Annotated in this window: 16 protein-coding genes; 11 read left to right on the forward strand and 5 right to left on the reverse strand. The window is 65.1% G+C overall.

Features of this window, described 5'->3' with window-relative positions:
- Positions 1-61 precede the first annotated feature (61 nt).
- Positions 62-679 (reverse strand): TetR family transcriptional regulator, encoded by a 618-nt coding sequence (locus tag CXQ91_RS13685; protein WP_104174460.1) that lies wholly within the window; start codon positions 677-679, stop codon positions 62-64.
- A gap of 83 nt (positions 680-762) precedes the next feature.
- Here CXQ91_RS13685 and CXQ91_RS13690 point away from each other — a divergent pair, with 83 nt between their 5' ends.
- Positions 763-1,542 carry an SDR family NAD(P)-dependent oxidoreductase gene (locus CXQ91_RS13690; RefSeq protein WP_104174539.1) on the forward strand — a complete coding sequence of 260 codons (780 nt, stop codon included), beginning with the start codon at positions 763-765 and terminating at the stop codon, positions 1,540-1,542.
- 290 nt (positions 1,543-1,832) lie between these two features.
- Here the strand turns inward: CXQ91_RS13690 and CXQ91_RS13700 are convergent, their stop codons facing one another.
- Positions 1,833-1,982: a lmo0937 family membrane protein gene (locus CXQ91_RS13700; RefSeq protein ID WP_104174461.1), complete on the reverse strand. Its 150-nt coding sequence runs from the start codon at positions 1,980-1,982 to the stop codon at positions 1,833-1,835.
- A 131-nt stretch (positions 1,983-2,113) separates the two neighbouring features.
- Positions 2,114-3,037: a LysR family transcriptional regulator gene (locus CXQ91_RS13705; RefSeq protein WP_104174462.1), complete on the reverse strand. Its 924-nt coding sequence runs from the start codon at positions 3,035-3,037 to the stop codon at positions 2,114-2,116.
- A gap of 182 nt (positions 3,038-3,219) precedes the next feature.
- Between CXQ91_RS13705 and CXQ91_RS13710 the strand changes: the two genes are divergently transcribed.
- Positions 3,220-3,657, forward strand: coding sequence for a hypothetical protein (locus CXQ91_RS13710; RefSeq protein WP_104174463.1), 438 nt, complete (start codon positions 3,220-3,222; stop codon positions 3,655-3,657).
- 31 nt (positions 3,658-3,688) lie between these two features.
- Here CXQ91_RS13710 and CXQ91_RS13715 read toward each other — a convergent pair whose 3' ends face one another.
- Positions 3,689-4,390, reverse strand: a complete 702-nt coding sequence (locus tag CXQ91_RS13715; protein ID WP_104174540.1) for an SCO1664 family protein — start codon at positions 4,388-4,390, stop codon at positions 3,689-3,691.
- A gap of 42 nt (positions 4,391-4,432) precedes the next feature.
- Positions 4,433-5,107 (reverse strand): histidine phosphatase family protein, encoded by a 675-nt coding sequence (locus tag CXQ91_RS13720; protein ID WP_258073974.1) that lies wholly within the window; start codon positions 5,105-5,107, stop codon positions 4,433-4,435.
- A gap of 91 nt (positions 5,108-5,198) precedes the next feature.
- On the opposite strand from CXQ91_RS13720, the gene CXQ91_RS13725 reads away from it, so the two are divergent.
- The 9 genes from CXQ91_RS13725 to CXQ91_RS13765 all read left to right on the forward strand — a co-directional run bounded on the left by CXQ91_RS13725 (position 5,199) and on the right by CXQ91_RS13765 (position 15,855).
- Positions 5,199-6,587, forward strand: a complete 1,389-nt coding sequence (locus tag CXQ91_RS13725; RefSeq protein WP_104174465.1) for a sigma 54-interacting transcriptional regulator — start codon at positions 5,199-5,201, stop codon at positions 6,585-6,587.
- A gap of 37 nt (positions 6,588-6,624) precedes the next feature.
- On the forward strand, positions 6,625-8,628 hold the full coding sequence (locus CXQ91_RS13730) for a VWA domain-containing protein (RefSeq protein ID WP_104174466.1): 2,004 nt from the start codon (positions 6,625-6,627) through the stop codon (positions 8,626-8,628).
- A gap of 112 nt (positions 8,629-8,740) precedes the next feature.
- Positions 8,741-9,049: a hypothetical protein gene (locus tag CXQ91_RS13735; RefSeq protein WP_104174467.1), complete on the forward strand. Its 309-nt coding sequence runs from the start codon at positions 8,741-8,743 to the stop codon at positions 9,047-9,049.
- Between the two features lie 165 nt (positions 9,050-9,214).
- Positions 9,215-10,651, forward strand: coding sequence for a GH32 C-terminal domain-containing protein (locus tag CXQ91_RS13740; RefSeq protein ID WP_104174468.1), 1,437 nt, complete (start codon positions 9,215-9,217; stop codon positions 10,649-10,651).
- Positions 10,652-10,690: 39 nt separating this feature from the next.
- Positions 10,691-12,022 (forward strand): ABC transporter substrate-binding protein, encoded by a 1,332-nt coding sequence (locus CXQ91_RS13745; protein WP_104174469.1) that lies wholly within the window; start codon positions 10,691-10,693, stop codon positions 12,020-12,022.
- Positions 12,023-12,065: 43 nt separating this feature from the next.
- Complete coding sequence (locus tag CXQ91_RS13750; protein WP_104174470.1) at positions 12,066-12,947, forward strand: carbohydrate ABC transporter permease; 882 nt, start codon at positions 12,066-12,068, stop codon at positions 12,945-12,947.
- The gene (locus CXQ91_RS13755) at positions 12,944-13,855 is read left to right on the forward strand and encodes a carbohydrate ABC transporter permease (RefSeq protein WP_258073975.1); all 912 of its coding nucleotides are present in this window, start codon (positions 12,944-12,946) and stop codon (positions 13,853-13,855) included. Before CXQ91_RS13750 ends, CXQ91_RS13755 begins: the two co-directional genes overlap by 4 nt.
- A 29-nt stretch (positions 13,856-13,884) precedes the next feature.
- A complete protein-coding gene (locus CXQ91_RS13760) occupies positions 13,885-14,964 on the forward strand; it encodes a LacI family DNA-binding transcriptional regulator (protein ID WP_104174471.1) in 1,080 nt (359 codons plus the stop codon).
- A gap of 135 nt (positions 14,965-15,099) precedes the next feature.
- Positions 15,100-15,855, forward strand: a complete 756-nt coding sequence (locus CXQ91_RS13765; protein WP_104174472.1) for a GPP34 family phosphoprotein — start codon at positions 15,100-15,102, stop codon at positions 15,853-15,855.
- Positions 15,856-15,885 lie beyond the last annotated feature (30 nt).

Genomic DNA, 15,885 nt, shown 5'->3' on the forward strand with positions numbered 1-15,885 from the left:
GCCGCTTTGTGTGACGTTAAGTCTCCAATGAAGCCAAAGCCGCGCGCACCGCCGCGTCGCTTCAGCCTCCCGGAATGCTGAGCACCCCAACAGCCGCCACCAAATACGGCACCGGATCCGGATCCGTCCCCGCGGCCCACCGCATCCAGGCCTCGAACGTCGCGCCCATGAACGCTGCGCACAGATACCCGGCAACGTCCTCGCCAACCCCTGCCGAAACCAGATACGCCCGCGCCCGGTCCCGCTGCGGTGTCAGGGACTCGTAGCTCCGACTCGCCAGCTCGGGGTGCTCGGCGATCAACCGCAGCCGCCCCCGTGTCACTGCCAGGTCAGGAATAACAGCAACCCCGGCAACAGCCGCCTCCCGCAGCCCCGCCAGCACGTCGCCGTTGGAACCGCCGTCGGCCCCGCCCGAAACGCGGGCGGAATCCAAAACCCGCCCCGACGCTTCCACCGCCGGATCCATGCCGCCCCAGACAAGCTCGGCTTTGTTCGAGAAGTAGCGGTACAGGCTCTTGCGCCCGATTCCGGCCGCGCGCGCGATGTCCTCCATGGAGGTCTGCTCGTAGCCGCGCTCCGCGAACAACCGCAGCGCGATGGCGGCCACTGCGTCGGGATCAATCGTCACCGGGCGCCCGGTGGGGCGCGGAACGGCGGTGGTCAAAGCATCCGAAGGCATCCCACCAGTATTCACCCTTACATAATGACACAGAGTGTCATAAGGTGGATCGCATCACCCTCAGCAACGTCTGGAAGGACATCATGGGCAACGAAGCTTCATGGCAGGAAGCCACCACCAACGGCCGGTTTGCCGGCAAAACCGTCATCGTCACCGGCGCGGCCTCGGGCATCGGCCAGGCCACGGCCCTGCGCGTCGCCAAGGAAGGCGGCCGCGTCATCGCCGCCGACATCAGCAAGGAACGCCTGGACGACCTGGTGGCCGAAAACGCCGGTTTGGACCTGGTCCCCGTGGCCGGCGACATCTCCACCGAAGAGACCGTGGCCGCCGTCGTTGCTGCCGCCGGCGGACGCGTCGACGCCCTGGCGAACGTCGCCGGCGTCATGGACAACTTCGCCCCCATCCACGAAGTGGACGACGACCTCTGGGACCGTGTCTTCCGGATCAACGTCACCGCCCTCATGCGCCTCACCCGCGCCGTGGTGCCGCTGATGCTCGACGCCGGGACCGGTTCCGTGGTCAACGTCGCCTCCGAAGCCGGGCTGCGCGGTTCCGCCGCCGGAGCCGCCTACACCGCGTCCAAGCACGCCGTCGTCGGCCTGACTAAGAACTCGGCCGTGATGTACGGGCCCAAGGGCCTGCGCTTCAACGCCGTAGCCCCCGGCCCCACCATCACCAACATCGTGGCCAACTGGGGATCGCAGCTCGCGGCCGAACGCCTCGGCCCGCTGATGCAGGCCACTGTCCCCACACCCGCCACCGCGGCCCAGCTCGCCGCCTCCATCACCTTCCTGCTCAGCGACGACGGCACCAACGTCAACGGCGCCATCCTCGCCTCCGACGGCGGCTGGTCGGCGCTGTAGGCGAGCGGCACCAAACGCAAGCGGACGACGGCGGGAAGTCCCGCCGTCGTCGGCTCACCCCTGTGTCCACGGGCATGCCGGCTGACCGTCGCCGGTCGAACCGTCGCAGAACGATGCGTCGCGTACCCAGTCCGGGGACGTCCAGAATGTCACTCCGTCCTCGCACCTCCCGAGCGCCCTACGACTTCCCCTAAGGATCCCGCCTGGGAACCGGCCAAACCCGCGGTTTCCCGGCGCGCTCCCGCAAGGTCGGCCGTGCGTGCCCCATTGCTGGGATGGCTTTGCTCGTCTTACACGCGGGAGGACCTGCCGCGGATGAAGTGGACGACCAGGACGACCACGGCTATCACCAAAAGCAGGTGAATTAACCCGCCACCGATGTTGCCGAGCAGACCGAGAAGCCAGAGAACCGCGATAATGATGGCTATCCAAAGCAACATGAGAGTCTCCTTCGTCTATTCGCCGAGCTGTGGTTTTATCAGCCTATGCCCGGATCAGGTTGCCGAAAATAGGCCATACGTCACCTAATTGTCCAGAGCACTCTGGACAAACAGAGACCAGGACGAGTCCGTCAGGATGTCGATCGTGTGTCGAACGCCGCTGCCGATTCCCGCAGCAGGCGTGCGACGGTGTCCACCGGCGTGCTGGTTGACCGCCGTCGATCGAATCGTCGCAGGACGATGCGTCGAGTTCCGAGTCCGGGGACGTCCAGGACGTCGACTCCGTCGTGGATGACGCCGCTTAGTGCCAAGGTGGGCACGATCGCAATACCCTCGCCCGCGGCGACGAGCGCGAGAGCGGTCAGCGTTTCCTGGTACTGGTGCGCAGTATCCATCTGGGCACCCGTTGACTGACGGAGCCGACCGAGCACCGAAGCGTTGGCGGCTGTGGGCTCGACGCCGAGCCACGGAAGTGGCAGCCGGGCAAGGTCGATGTTCTCGGTGGTGAGCAGGGCACCCGAGGGAACCACCAGCTTCCAGGGCTCGTCAAGCAGTGGTTCCTCGGTCATTCCTGCGGAGAGCGAACGCTGCTCGGCCGTCGTCGAATCGAGCTCGACCACGACGGCGTCGAGCTGGCGCTGGCGGAGCAGTCGCATCAGAGCCGGAAAGTCGTCCTCGACGATCCGGATCTGCAATTGCGGGTACTGGGTGCGCCAGTCGGGCAGGCGCGGGATCACCACCGTCCGAACAAAGCTGGTGAATCCGCCCACGCGCACGACTCCTTCAACCTTGGCCCCACCTTCGATACGGGCGCGAGCAACGCTGAGTGCACGTTCAATCTCCTCCCCGGCTTCCGCTACCGCCAGGCCTGCGGGTGTCAAAACTGAGCCTTTGGGTGTGCGCACCACCAAGGCGTGGCCCGTCTCGTCTTCCAATTTGTTGAGCTGCTGTGAGACGGCCGATGGGCTAATTCCCAGCTCGTCGGCCGCGGCTAGCACCCCGCCCGTGCGGGCAATCGCAAGAAGCACGCGCAGCCTGCGCGGATCGATGTCCATGTTAAGTAGTTCTAAACCATGTCTTCAGTGGAATGCAATTGCTCTAAAGGTGCGCCGTACTCATAATTGCTGTTGAAACGACAGGCCTACGGGGACATCCGGGCCTTCCAAAACACACACGAGCCCACGATCTACACTCCGCCCAGCGGATGGCATCAGGGTGCCACTTCTGAAAGGACATCATGGAACTGCTGTGGGAAATTGCAGGTTGGTCGGGGGCAGTTCTGATCCTGTCGGCATACCTGTCTGTCTCCATGGGTTGGTTGAAGGCCGGCAAGCGCTTCCAGGTGGCCAACCTCATCGGTGCATGTGCCTTCATCATCAATGGTGCGGTCCACGAAGCGTGGCCCTCAGTGGTTACGAACATTGCCTGGTGCCTTATTTCCGCCATCGCGATTCTTCGCATGCGGGCCACGCAGGAGTCGCCGGTGGCCGTTGAGGCGCCGCAGGTGCAATTTCCCGGCGTCCCTGACACAACCGGCCAAATCGCTGTTGTCGAGGCAATTACTTATGCCGTCCATGGCGACGTCGCCGGACGCGCGGCTGAGTGCCAGGCAAGCCTGCGTGACGGGCGGACAGCGGATTCGGCACTCCTAAGTAGCGCCGCGGGGAAGTGCTAACGACAGAGAGTCACAAGACGCCGAAGCGCGCCTATACGAGCGGCCACGGGTAGCGCATGCCGGTGCGGTCAACCGGCAGCACCCCGGCGCGGAGCAAGCGCTGCACGCGGCGCTGCAAAGCGGTGACCTCTTCGACGTCGAGGAGCTCGGCCACCTCGACTGGCGCGCCCTCTGCGAGCGGAGCGATGTCCTCGAGCAGGGCGTCCGGGATGGGCTCACCGGCGAAGTCCCAGATCACGGTACGCAGTTTGAAGCTGGCCGAGAAGCACAGCCCGTGGTCGATGCCCCACACCCGGCCGTCATCGCCGCGCAGCACGTGGCCGCTTTTGCGGTCGGTGTTGTTGGTGACGTAGTCGAACAGGGCGATCCGCGCCAGCTCGCGATGGGTCTCGGGTGAGTCCGCGAACAGGGTGAAGTAATGCTCTTGGAAGTCGCACTCGATAAACCACTGCAGCGAACCGACCCCCAAGGGCGCCTCCTCGCGGATCACCGTCGGCGGCACCAGACCCCACCCCAGCGAATCGCTGAGCAGGTAGGCTGCGCGTTCGCGCCGGTAGAGGCCGGGCTCGAAATCGGACAGCGGCCGTTCCCCGGCCTCCGGCTTGTAGACCGCGTACGCGGCGTCGTCCGCACGGGAGACCTGGACGAGGAACGTCCCGTTGCTGCTGCGCGGGATGCGCCCGATCAGCTCGACGCTGCCCTGCGTGAGCAGCATCAGCTCCCGGCCCGACACCGTCGGCCCCGTTTCACCGGCTGTGCCGCCGTAAGTCCCCACTCACTGTCCCCTCAGCCCGCTCAGCGGTTCCGACGTCGAATTCACCATGAGCACGGTGGGCGCCTGACCCTCCACAACCGAGATGGCCGACACCGAACCCGGGCTGATGACGATGCGCTGGAAGAGGTCCAGGGGCGTGCCCAGGGCGTGGGCGACGGCGGCCTTGATGGGATCGGCGTGGGAGAAACACACCACCACGCCGCCAACGTGGGCGTTTCGCAGCGCCTCCAGCGTTCCGACAATCCGCGCCTGCATTTCCGTGAAGCTCTCGCCATTCGGGAAACGGAAGGTCGAGGGGCTGTGCTGGACGGTCTGCCACTCGGGCAGGGCGGCCACGTCCGCCAGAGCAGCCCCGGTCCAGTCGCCGAAATCGCATTCGAGCAGTCCGTCGTCGTGCTTCATGTCCCGTCCGGTGCGGGCCGCCGTCGGCTCCGCCGTCTCGCAGGCGCGCTCCAGCGGCGAGGAATAGATGGCGTCGACCGGGAGGTCCGCGAGGCGCTCCGCGACCCGTTCAGCCTGGGCGCGGCCGCGGTCGGACAGAAGCAGCCCCGGAGCCCGCCCCGGCAGCACTCTGCCCGTCGTCGGCGTCTCCCCATGGCGCACCAAAAGGAGGAGCGTTCCCGGCGGACCCGGCGGCGGCCCCGATGGTGGTGCCGGCGGCATGGCTGCAGTCATCAGCATCCAGCCTAAGCGGCGTAGTGCCCAGTGAGCAGGGAATCTGGAGAAATCCTCGATTCCCCGCCCGGTGGAGGTCTAACGTAGAGGAGTGAGTGATCGCCCCGATGTCTTCACTGTTGGTGAACTGCGTGCCTCCGGCCACGTGCACAAGGACCTGCGCCGCGAAATCCGCGACAACCTGCTCGCCGCGCTCGCCGCCGGCCGCGATCCCTGGCCCGGGATGTACGGCTTCAGCCGGACCGTCCTGCCCCAGCTCGAGCGGGCCCTGCTAGCCGGCCACGACATCGTCCTGCTCGGCGAACGGGGGCAGGGCAAGACCCGGCTGCTGCGCACCCTGGCCGGGCTGCTGGACGAGTGGTCGCCGGTGATCGAGGAATCGGAACTCAACGAACACCCGTACGAACCCATCACGGAGCAATCCCGTGCCCGCGTCCTCACCGAGGGGGACCGGCTGCGGGTGGCGTGGCGCCACCGCTCCGAACGGTACGTCGAAAAGCTCGCGACGCCGGACACCTCCGTCGCCGACCTGATCGGCGACATCGACCCGATGCGGGTGGCCGAGGGCCGCCGGCTCGGCGACCCGGAAACCATCCACTACGGCCTGGTCCCGCGCTCAAACCGCGGAATCATCGCCATCAACGAGCTGCCCGACCTCGCCGAGCGCATCCAGGTTTCGATGCTCAACGTGATGGAGGAACGCGACATCCAGATCCGCGGCTACGTGCTGCGGCTGCCGCTGGACGTTCTCGTCGTCGCGTCCGCCAACCCGGAGGATTACACGAACCGCGGCCGGATCATCACGCCGCTGCGGGACCGCTTCGGCGCCGAGATCCGCACCCACTACCCGATAGAGCTCGACGACGAGGTGGCCGTCATCCGGCAGGAGGGGCAGCTGGTGGCCGGCGTCCCGCCCGTCATCCTGGAGATCCTGGCCCGCTATACCCGGGCGCTGCGGCAGTCCCCGGCGATCAACCAGACCTCCGGGGTTTCCGCCCGGTTCGCCATTGCGGGTGCCGAAACCGTCGCCGCGGCCGCCCTTCGCCGGGCCAGTGTGCGCGGCGAGGACGAGGCCGTGGCCCGGATCATCGACCTGGAAGCGGCGGTGGAAGTCCTCGCGGGCAAGATTGAGTTCGAGTCCGGTGAGGAAGGGCGTGAACAGGACATCCTGGACCACCTCCTGCGCATGGCCACAGCGGAGGCCGTTCGGGCGCACTTCCACGGCATCGACATGGGGCAGCTTGTGGCCGCCCTCGACGGCCACACCACGGTGACCACCGGGGAACTGGTCACCGCGCGGGAGTTCCTGCAGAACCTCCCGTCCCTCAACGGCTCCCGACTCTACGACGAGATCAGTGAGCGCCTGGGTGCGACGAACGACGGGCAGCGGGCCGCCGCCGTCGAACTGGCATTGGAAGGCCTCTACCTCGCCCGGCGGATCGCCAAGGAGTCCGACGACGAGGCGACGATTTACGGCTAGAAGCTAAGCAGTTCGACGGGGCAGGACAGGAGGGCCCATGAGCGTTCACAACCGGTCCAGGTACAGCCGGTACAGGGGCGGACCGGATCCGCTCGCCCCGCCGGTGGACCTGGCGGAAGCGCTTGACGCCGTCGCCGAGGACGTCATGGCCGGCTACTCGCCCCGGCATGCCCTCCAGGAGTACCTGCGGCGCGGCGGCCGCAGCCGCGAAGGCCTCGACGACCTCGCCGCCCGCGTCCAGCAGCGCCGCAAAGACCTCTTGGGCCGGCACAAGCTGGACGGTACCCTCAACGAAGTCCAGAAACTGCTGGACACCGCGGTGCTGGAGGAGCGCAAACAGCTGGCCCGCGACGCCATGATGGACAACACCGACCGCGCCTTCCGTGAGATGCAGCTGCAGAACCTGCCCCGGTCCACTGCCGCAGCGGTCAACGAGCTGGCCTCCTATGACTGGCAGTCGAGCACCGCCCGGGAAGCCTACGAACGGATCAAGGACCTGCTGGGCCGTGAGGTCCTGGACCAGCGGTTCGCCGGCATGAAACAGGCACTCGAGAACGCCACCGATGAGGACCGAGCGGCCGTCAGCGAGATGCTGCAGGACCTCAACGGGCTGCTCGACAAACACCGGCGCGGCGAGGACACCGACGCCGACTTCCAGAACTTTATGGCCAAGCACGGCCAGTTCTTTCCAGAGAATCCACAGTCGGTCGAGGAGCTGATCGACGCCCTGGCCCAGCGCGCGGCAGCAGCCCAGCGGATGCTGCAATCCATGTCCCGGGAGCAGCGGGAGGAACTGATGAACCTCTCGGCCCAGGCGTTCGGCTCGCCGCAACTCATGGCCCAGCTCGGCCAACTCGACGACAATTTGCGCGCACTGCGCCCCGGCGAGGACTGGAGCGGCTCCGAACGCTTCGAGGGGCAGGAGGGGCTCGGACTCGGAGACGGCACCGGCGTGCTGCAGGACCTCGCCGAGCTGGACGAGCTGTCTGAGCAGCTCTCCCAGTCGTATAACGGGTCCAGCCTGGACGACCTGGACCTCGACGCCCTGGCCCGCCAGCTCGGGCAGGATGCCGCCGTGACGGCACGCACCCTCGCTGAAATCGAGAAGGCAATGCACGACGGCGGGTACCTCCAACGCGGGGCGGACGGGGATCTCCGGCTGTCACCACAGTCGATGCGGCGGCTTGGGAGGGCGCTGCTTCGGGACACTGCCAAGCAACTCTCCAGCCGGCAGGGGCGCCGGGACACGCGCGTTGCCGGGGCGGCCGGGGAACAGACCGGCTCCAGCCGCCCGTGGGAGTTCGGCGACGCCGAGCCGTGGGACGTCACGCGAACCATCACCAACGCGATCCGCCGCACCATTGCCGACGGCGGCGACCCGGGCCACGGACTGCGCCTCGCCGCGGACGACATCGAGGTGGCGGAAACTGAGGCACGCACCCAGGCCGCCGTCGTCCTGCTCGTGGACGTATCCTTCTCAATGGCCGCCCAAGGGCGCTGGGTGCCCATGAAGCGCACCGCGCTCGCCCTGCACCACCTCATTTCAACCCGCTTCCGCGGCGACCGGCTGCAGCTGATCACGTTCGGCCGCTACGCGCAGACCATGGACATTGGCGAGCTCACCGCCTTGCCGGCCTTCCGGAGCAAGGGAACGAATCTGCACCACGGTTTACTGCTGGCCGGCCGGTTCTTCCGCAAGCACCCCTCGATGCAGCCCGTCCTCTTGGTGGTGACGGACGGCGAACCAACCGCGCACCTGCTGGCCGACGGCGAGACCTGGTTCGACTACCCGCCGGACCCTGAGACCATCCGGATTACCGTGGCCGAACTGGACCGCCTGGGGCGTGCCGGCACCCAGGTCACGTTCTTCCGGCTCGGCGACGACCCCGGCCTGGAACGGTTCGTCCAGCGGATGGCCCGCCGGGTCGGTGGCCGGGTGGTGGCGCCCGACGCCGGGGACCTGGGGGCTGCCGTTGTGGGGGAGTATCTTCGCGCCCACTTCCGCGGCCGCCCGTACGGCGACGCCGACTGGGCCAAATAGAAGGCTGTTGGGCACTAACCCAAACGGTCGACGGCGGGAGGTCCCGCCGTCGTGCGCTTCGGCCCGCTGATGCGGCGTGGTCACGGGTAGTAGCCCCGCTAGACTCGCCTGCATGGGGGAAGACAACACATCTGGGGAACGTAAGCCAAAGAAGCTCGCCCGCGTATCTGCCGCCGTTCTGCTCGGGGTGGGCCTCGTCGCGGTGCTGGTGGGTTGCCTCGTCGCCTGGAGCAACGCGAATGCCAGCATAGGCTGGTTCGCCTACGCGCCGCTGAGCAACCAGCTCTTCTCAGGCAGCGGCATGGCCTTCGTAAGTCAAGGGACGCAGATCGGCCTGGCAATAGCAGTCACCGGCCTGCTGGTCCTGGCGTTCTGGGCCGGTCTCAGAATCGGCAGAAGAGCCGGCACGAAGAATCAGTAACCCGCTTGAAGCTGGCAGCGGATAAATCGTCGGGGCCATGCTCAGTCCCCGTTTCGGGTCAACGAAAGATTAATAATCCAATTCTGCTAAAACGCTTGATCAAGCTCTGGATGGGGGTTAGATTACTCATGATCAAACGCTTAAGCAGATTGGACGTCAGCGCCGATGAATCGCTCAGTTTTCTTCAAACCCGCCGACGGCTGGGTGGGAGACCTCATCCCTTTCGAGAAGGACGGGGAGTTTTGGCTCTTCTACCTGCACGAGGTCCGCGCAGACCCCAAGCCCGGAACCTCCTGGAACCTAGTTACCACCAAAGACCTCACGCAGTTTGAGGACCAGGGCGTTTCCCTCCAGCACGGAAGTGAAACGGACCTGGACTTCAACGCCTACACGGGCAGTGTCGTCGTCGACGAAACCGGCACCCATCATTTGTTCTACACGGGTCAAAACCCGCGCAACCTCGGACCGGATGGAGCGCCTCTTCAGCTCGTCATGCAGGCCACGAGCACCGACGGTATGCAGACCTGGGTGAAGCACCCGGAACTCACTTTCGGTGCCCCGGACGGCTACGAGTCCGGCGACTGGCGGGACCCTTTCGTCTTCCGGGACGAGGCCGCAGGCCAGTGGCGGATGCTGCTGGCGGCGCGGCACTCCGCGGGACCCGAACGCCGTCGGGGTGTCATAGCCCAGTGCGTCTCCAGCGACCTGGTGACCTGGCAGCACACTGAACCGTTCTGGGATCCCCGGCGCTACATCACCCATGAATGCCCGGACGTCTTCGCGTGGGGCGACTGGTGGTACATGGTCTACTCGGAGTTCTCCGAATCCTTCACGACCCGGTACCGCATGGCCAAGAGCCCCGACGGCCCCTGGACCGTACCGCACCTGGACTCGGTGGACGGCCGCGCCTTCTACGCATCCAAGACCGCTGAGCGCGATGGACGCCGCTTCTTCTTCGGCTGGATCGCCAGCAAGGAAGACAACACCGACGACGGGCTCTGGCAGTGGGCCGGCACGATGTCCGTCCTGGAAGCCCGGCAAAACCCCGACGGAACGCTGGGATTCGGCTTCGCGGACGAACTCATTGACAGCTTCTGGGACGAGGTGCCCGTGTCCCTGGCAAACGAACTGCCCGCACGGCTGGAAGCGCCGGACGGATATGCCGCCACCGTCTCCGACGAAGTACTGCCCGGCCAGTTCTACGCCACGGCGGTGCTGGACATCGAACCCGGCACCACCGAATGCGGGCTGTTGCTGCGCTCAAGCCAGGACGGGGACCAGTCCTACGTTCTCCGCCTGGAACCGAAACGCGGCCGCATGGTGTTCGACCGGTGGCCCCGGAAAGTCACCGGTGACGCGCAATGGAATGTCTCCGGCGACATTCCGTTCGAGATCGAACTGGAACGTGCCTGCGACCTGGCTCCCGGGAAGCACACCCTCGAACTCATCGTCGACGGCGACCTGTGCGTGGCCGTTTTGGACCGGCAGGTCGCCCTCAGCACCAGGATCTACGACCTGCCGGCGGGACGGATCGGCGTCTTCACCGGGGAGGGGTCCACCACCCTCACCGACCTTCAGATACGTAAGCGCACAGACAACTAAACACCCACACTGCTTTCACTCGAATCAAAGGAGATTTCCATGAAGAAGTTATTCACTGCGGCCGTGGCTGCGGCCGCGGCCATTGCCCTCGCAGGATGCGGCAGCGGCGGAACCACTGACCCTTCCAACGTCAGTCCCACCGGAGAGGTCAAGCCACGGGAAATCTCGTGGCTGCTGTCCCGGCCCGCCGACGGCGCCGTCATCAACATCATGAAGAAACTGGCCGACGACTACGCCAAGGACCACCCGGGCTTCGCGCTCAACCTGATCACCACCCCGGACAGGCCCTCGTACATCCAGAAACTCGAGACCCTCGCCGCCGCGAACAAGCTTCCCGAGCTCTTCGACACTGACGCCACGCCCTTCGCCCAGCAGCTGGCGAAACAAGGCAAAATGGTCGACGCCGAAAAGCTGCTCAAGTCCCTGGACGTCTATGACGACTACCGGCCCAGCGCCCTGGACTACCAGCGCTTCGACGACGGTTCCCTGCACATGATCCCGTTCCAGTTCGAGCTGGAATTCATCTGGTACAACAAGGCCCTGCTGCAGAAGGCCGGCGTCTCCGCCCCGAAGTCCCTCGATGACATCCCCGCCATGTGCACCGCCCTGCGCGATGCTGGCATCACCCCCATCGCCATCGACGGCCAGGACCAGTGGCCGCTGGAGCGGTATGTCGCCTACCAGCCGTTCCGTGAAGCCGGGCCGGAGTTCATCCAGAAGCTCAAGAAGGGCGAAGCCAAATTTACTGATCCGGCAGGCCAGAAGACCGTCGAATGGCTGGCCGCGCTTGGCAAGGCCAAGTGCTTCCAGGACGGCTTCTCCTCACAGGGCTACTCCGATGCACAGAACCAGTTCACTTCAGGCCAGGCAGCGATGTACAACATCGGCACCTGGGAACTGCCAAGCCTGGCAACTGACAAGCTGAATCCCGACGTGCGGGACGACATCGACTTCTTCACCCTGCCGACAACCGAAGGATCAGTCACCAAAGCCAACGAGTTCGTCTCCCCTTCAGGCATTGGCATGGCCGTCAACGCCAAGACGTACGACCCGCTCGTGAGCGACTTCCTGAAGTTTGCCCTGGCGAAGTACCCGGCCGAGTACGCGGCCACCGGTGCGCTTTCGCCGACCACCAACGTCGAGACCGCCGTACCGGCCAATGCGACGCCGCTGTACAAGAAGGCCTTGGAAATGGCCAACGACCTCGGGGACAAACAGGCCATGCCGTGGGACACCCAGCTCGACCCGACCACCAACGGCAGGCTGCAGCAGGAGCTCGTGCTCCTCGTCCAGGGCAACATCACGCCCGAACAGTTCACCACCACGATGGACAGCACCATCGCGCAGAACGCCCCGAAGTTCTTCAAGTAATCACAGCGGTGGGGGCTCCGGCCCCCACCCGAAAGGCCCAGCCATGCTTCCCAACAGGTCACGACTCTCAGTCCTGGTCTTCCTGCTCCCACCCCTGCTGCTGTACGGCATCGCCGTGCTGTTCCCCATCATGCAGTCGCTGTTCCTGAGCTTCTTCTCCTGGAACGGCATCAGCGACATGGAGTTCGTGGGGCTCGAAAACTACGTACGGATGCTCACCGCAGACGACATTTTCTGGCGCTCGTTCTTCAACGCCCTCGGTTATCTCGCCATCTGCCTGGTCCTGCAGCTCGGCGGCGCCCTGCTGGTCGCCAGCCTCCTCACCTCAATGCGGCGCGGCCGCGAGCTGATCAAAACGCTCTACCTCCTGCCGGCAGTGATTTCCACGGTGGCCATCGCATTCCTCTTCGTGCGGATCTACTCGATCGAACCGGTGGGCCTCCTCAACCAGCTGCTGCACTGGATCGGCCTCGGCGCCCTTGAACGGCCCTGGCTCTCGGACATCAACACCGTGCTCGCCGCGGTATCGGCCCCGGAGGGCTGGCGGTTCACCGGGCTCTACATGCTCATCATCTATGCGGCACTACTGTCCGTCCCGCAGGAACTTGAGGAAGCTGCCCGCCTCGACGGTGCGTCCCGGTGGCAGCTGTTCACCAAGATCCGCTTCCCGCACATCATGCCCGTCTGGATCACCACCACGATCATGGCAACGACCTACGGCCTGCGCGGATTCGACATCCCCTACCTCATGACCAACGGCGGCCCCGGACAGTCCTCCGAGCTGCTGACCACCTACATGTACAAGACGGCATTCACCAGCACCGACTTCGGATACGCGAGCACCATCGCCGTCTTCATCGTGATCGAGTGCCTGGTCGCCGTCGGACTCATCCTCTTCATGCTCAAACGAAAGGCGGACGCATGACCGCGCCAGCAGCCCCGGTTACCAGGGCCATCACAGCCCCAGCCCCATCAGACAGCCAGCCGCCACTCCGCAGGCGGCGCAAGCCCAACCTGTTCAGCACTCTATCAAGAGTGCTGATTGCCCTCATCGTCATCGTGCAGGTCTACCCTCTGGCCTGGCTGTTCATCACCAGCCTTCGCACCGAGCACGACTTCGCGACCGGCGACCCGTTCGCCCTTCCCAAGGCGATCACGTTCGAGAACTACGCCCGCGCCTTCGAGACCGGCAACCTCGGAATGAACATCCTGAACAGTTTCATCGTCACGATGGGCGCCAACCTCCTGATTGTTCTCCTGGGCATGATGGCCGCGTACGCCCTGCAGGTCCTCGGCTTCCGGTTCAGCAAGATCGTCCGCAGCCTGTTCCTGATCGGCATCATCGTGCCCGTGCAGATCGCGCTCGTACCGCTCTTCATCGACTACTCCACCATCAACCTGCTCGACACCTACCCGTCGATGATCATCCCCCTGGCCGGTTTCGCCCTTCCGATGTCGATCTACCTGTTCTCTTCGTTCTTCGAGTACATCCCCCGGGAAACGTACGAGGCCGCGTCGCTGGACGGCGCAGGGCCTTACCGCATCTTCGGGCTCATCACACTGCCGCTTTCGGTCAACACCGTTGTGACAGTGGTGCTGGTCAACAGCATCTTCATCTGGAACGACTTCATCTTCGCCAACACCTTCGTCCTCTCCGAGGAACTGAAGACCATCCCGCTGGGCCTTCAGAACTACATCGGCGCGATGGGAAAAACGGACTGGACGGCCACGTTCGCCGCCGTCTGTGTCACGATCACGCCCCTGCTCCTGGTCTTCCTCGTCCTCAACAAGGCAATGATCCAGGGCCTCGAAAGCGGGGCGAGCAAGGGATGACGGGCGGATATACTCCTGACGGAGGGCACATGATTTCGCAGGAGAATAATTCGGTCACGCCACTGGGGGCGGCTGCCCCGCTGGAACGTCCCCCACGCCCTCAACCCGTCACCCTCCGGCAAGTTGCCGAGGCCGCCGGGGTCTCCACTGCCACCGTTTCCCTGGTCGTGAACAAGAAGAAGGCCGCACGGATTTCCGACAAGACCCGCAAGCGCGTGCGGGACGCGATCCGGGACCTGGGTTACCGGCCAAATGCCATGGCGCAAACCCTGGTCAGCGGCAGTTCCCGATTCATCGGCCTGGTCGCCGACGCCATCGCCACCACTCCTTTCGCCGGCCAGATCATCCACGGCGCCCAGGATGAGGCCTGGAAGCACGGCTACGCCCTTCTCATCGCCAACACCGAAGGCAACCGCGAACTTGAGACGGACGCGATTGCGATGATGCTCGAGTACAAGGTCCGCGGCATTCTTTACTCGACCTGGTTCCACCGAGCCACGGACGTGCCGGCATCTCTCCGCGAATCGGACTTCGTCCTCGTCAACTGCTTTTCTGCGGAATCCGGCGCCCGGGCAGTTGTCCCGGATGAAATACAAGGCGGACGTTCAGCTACCGAAATCCTTCTGAAGCACGGCCACCGCCGAATCGCGTTCATCAATGCCACCATCCCCGCCCCAGCAAAGGACGGGCGACTCCAGGGCTACAAGGAAGCGCTGGAAGCCGAAGGCATTCCGTTCGATGCGGGCCTGGTCCTGGAAGCCTATCCAGATCAGGAGGGCGGGTACGGAGCGACCGAGGAACTCCTCAAACGCGATGTCACGGCCGTGTACTGCTACAACGACCGAATGGCGATGGGGCTATACGACGGACTACGCGAGCGCGGGCTCGCCATTCCAGACGATATTGCAGTGGTGGGATTCGACAACCAGGAAGTCATCGCCGCCCACCTCCGGCCACCACTTTCCACCGTATCTCTACCCCACTACGAACTGGGCGCAGCCGGAGTGAGAATGCTCCTGGGCCTTGAAGAAGCACAGGCCACTGCCCCCACAAAGATCTACTGTCCCACTGTGGAACGGAACTCGGTACGGGCACTGGCCCCCGCCTAGCCACCACCCCCAGGCCTCGCGTCCGAAGGCGGCTGGTCGGCGTTGTAGGTCTTTTTTACTGCGTCTCCAGTGGAAATTCAGCGACGCTTGTAAATCCTCATTGTGGTGACCGCCCAACTGGGCCACCATGATGCTATGAACGCTGAAACGCCAAAGGCGGCGGAGTTGAGCCTTCCCCAGGCTTTCCTCCTTCTGGCTACGAACGACAAAAACGGCAAACCTGAAGTGCCCTTGTTCGCACTCAGGACCACGGTGGCAGGGGCAATATTGGCCGAGCTGGACCTGCTCGGCGCGCTCGGGCTGCAGGGGAAGTATGTCAGGGCTACCGGCGCCGCCCCCCAGACGGACTTCCAGCACGAACTGGAGCTCATCCGCGGCAAATCCCGGCCCCGCACTCCCAAATGGTGGGTCTCCGTGCTCGACAGCCGCGCCGAAGTGCAGAGCGTCTACGAGGGAATGGCATCACTGGGCATCGTGGAACATGTCGGTGAAAAGCACCTGGGCCGGTTCCGGCCCGTGCGGTACCCGCATAAGGATCACGCTCCGGGGGCGGCGCTCCTGGAAAAGATCGAGGCCGCACTCAGCGGTGCGCCGGCCGATCTCGAAGCGCCTGATTCCGAGGCCACAGATGCTGAGGCGCCTGATTCCACGAAGCCGGGTGCCGGGGCGCCTGACGCCAAGCCTGATGCCAAGCCTGTTTCCAAGGGGCCCGATGTCAGGACCACAGTGCTGATCGCCCTGCTTCAAGCCGCCGGACTGCTCGGCAAGCTCTTCCCGGCAGCAGACCTCACCCGGGCAAGCGAGCTGGCGAGGGACTACTGGCCCACCCGCGCCGCGGAGGACGAACTTCGTCTGACCAGACTGGCGGAGGAAGAAGCCGCGACCTTGTGATGCTGGCTTGAGGTGCCGGGAACGCCAGCG

It is taken from the genome of Arthrobacter sp. Y81, assembly GCF_002929335.1.
Lineage (GTDB): Bacteria > Actinomycetota > Actinomycetes > Actinomycetales > Micrococcaceae > Arthrobacter.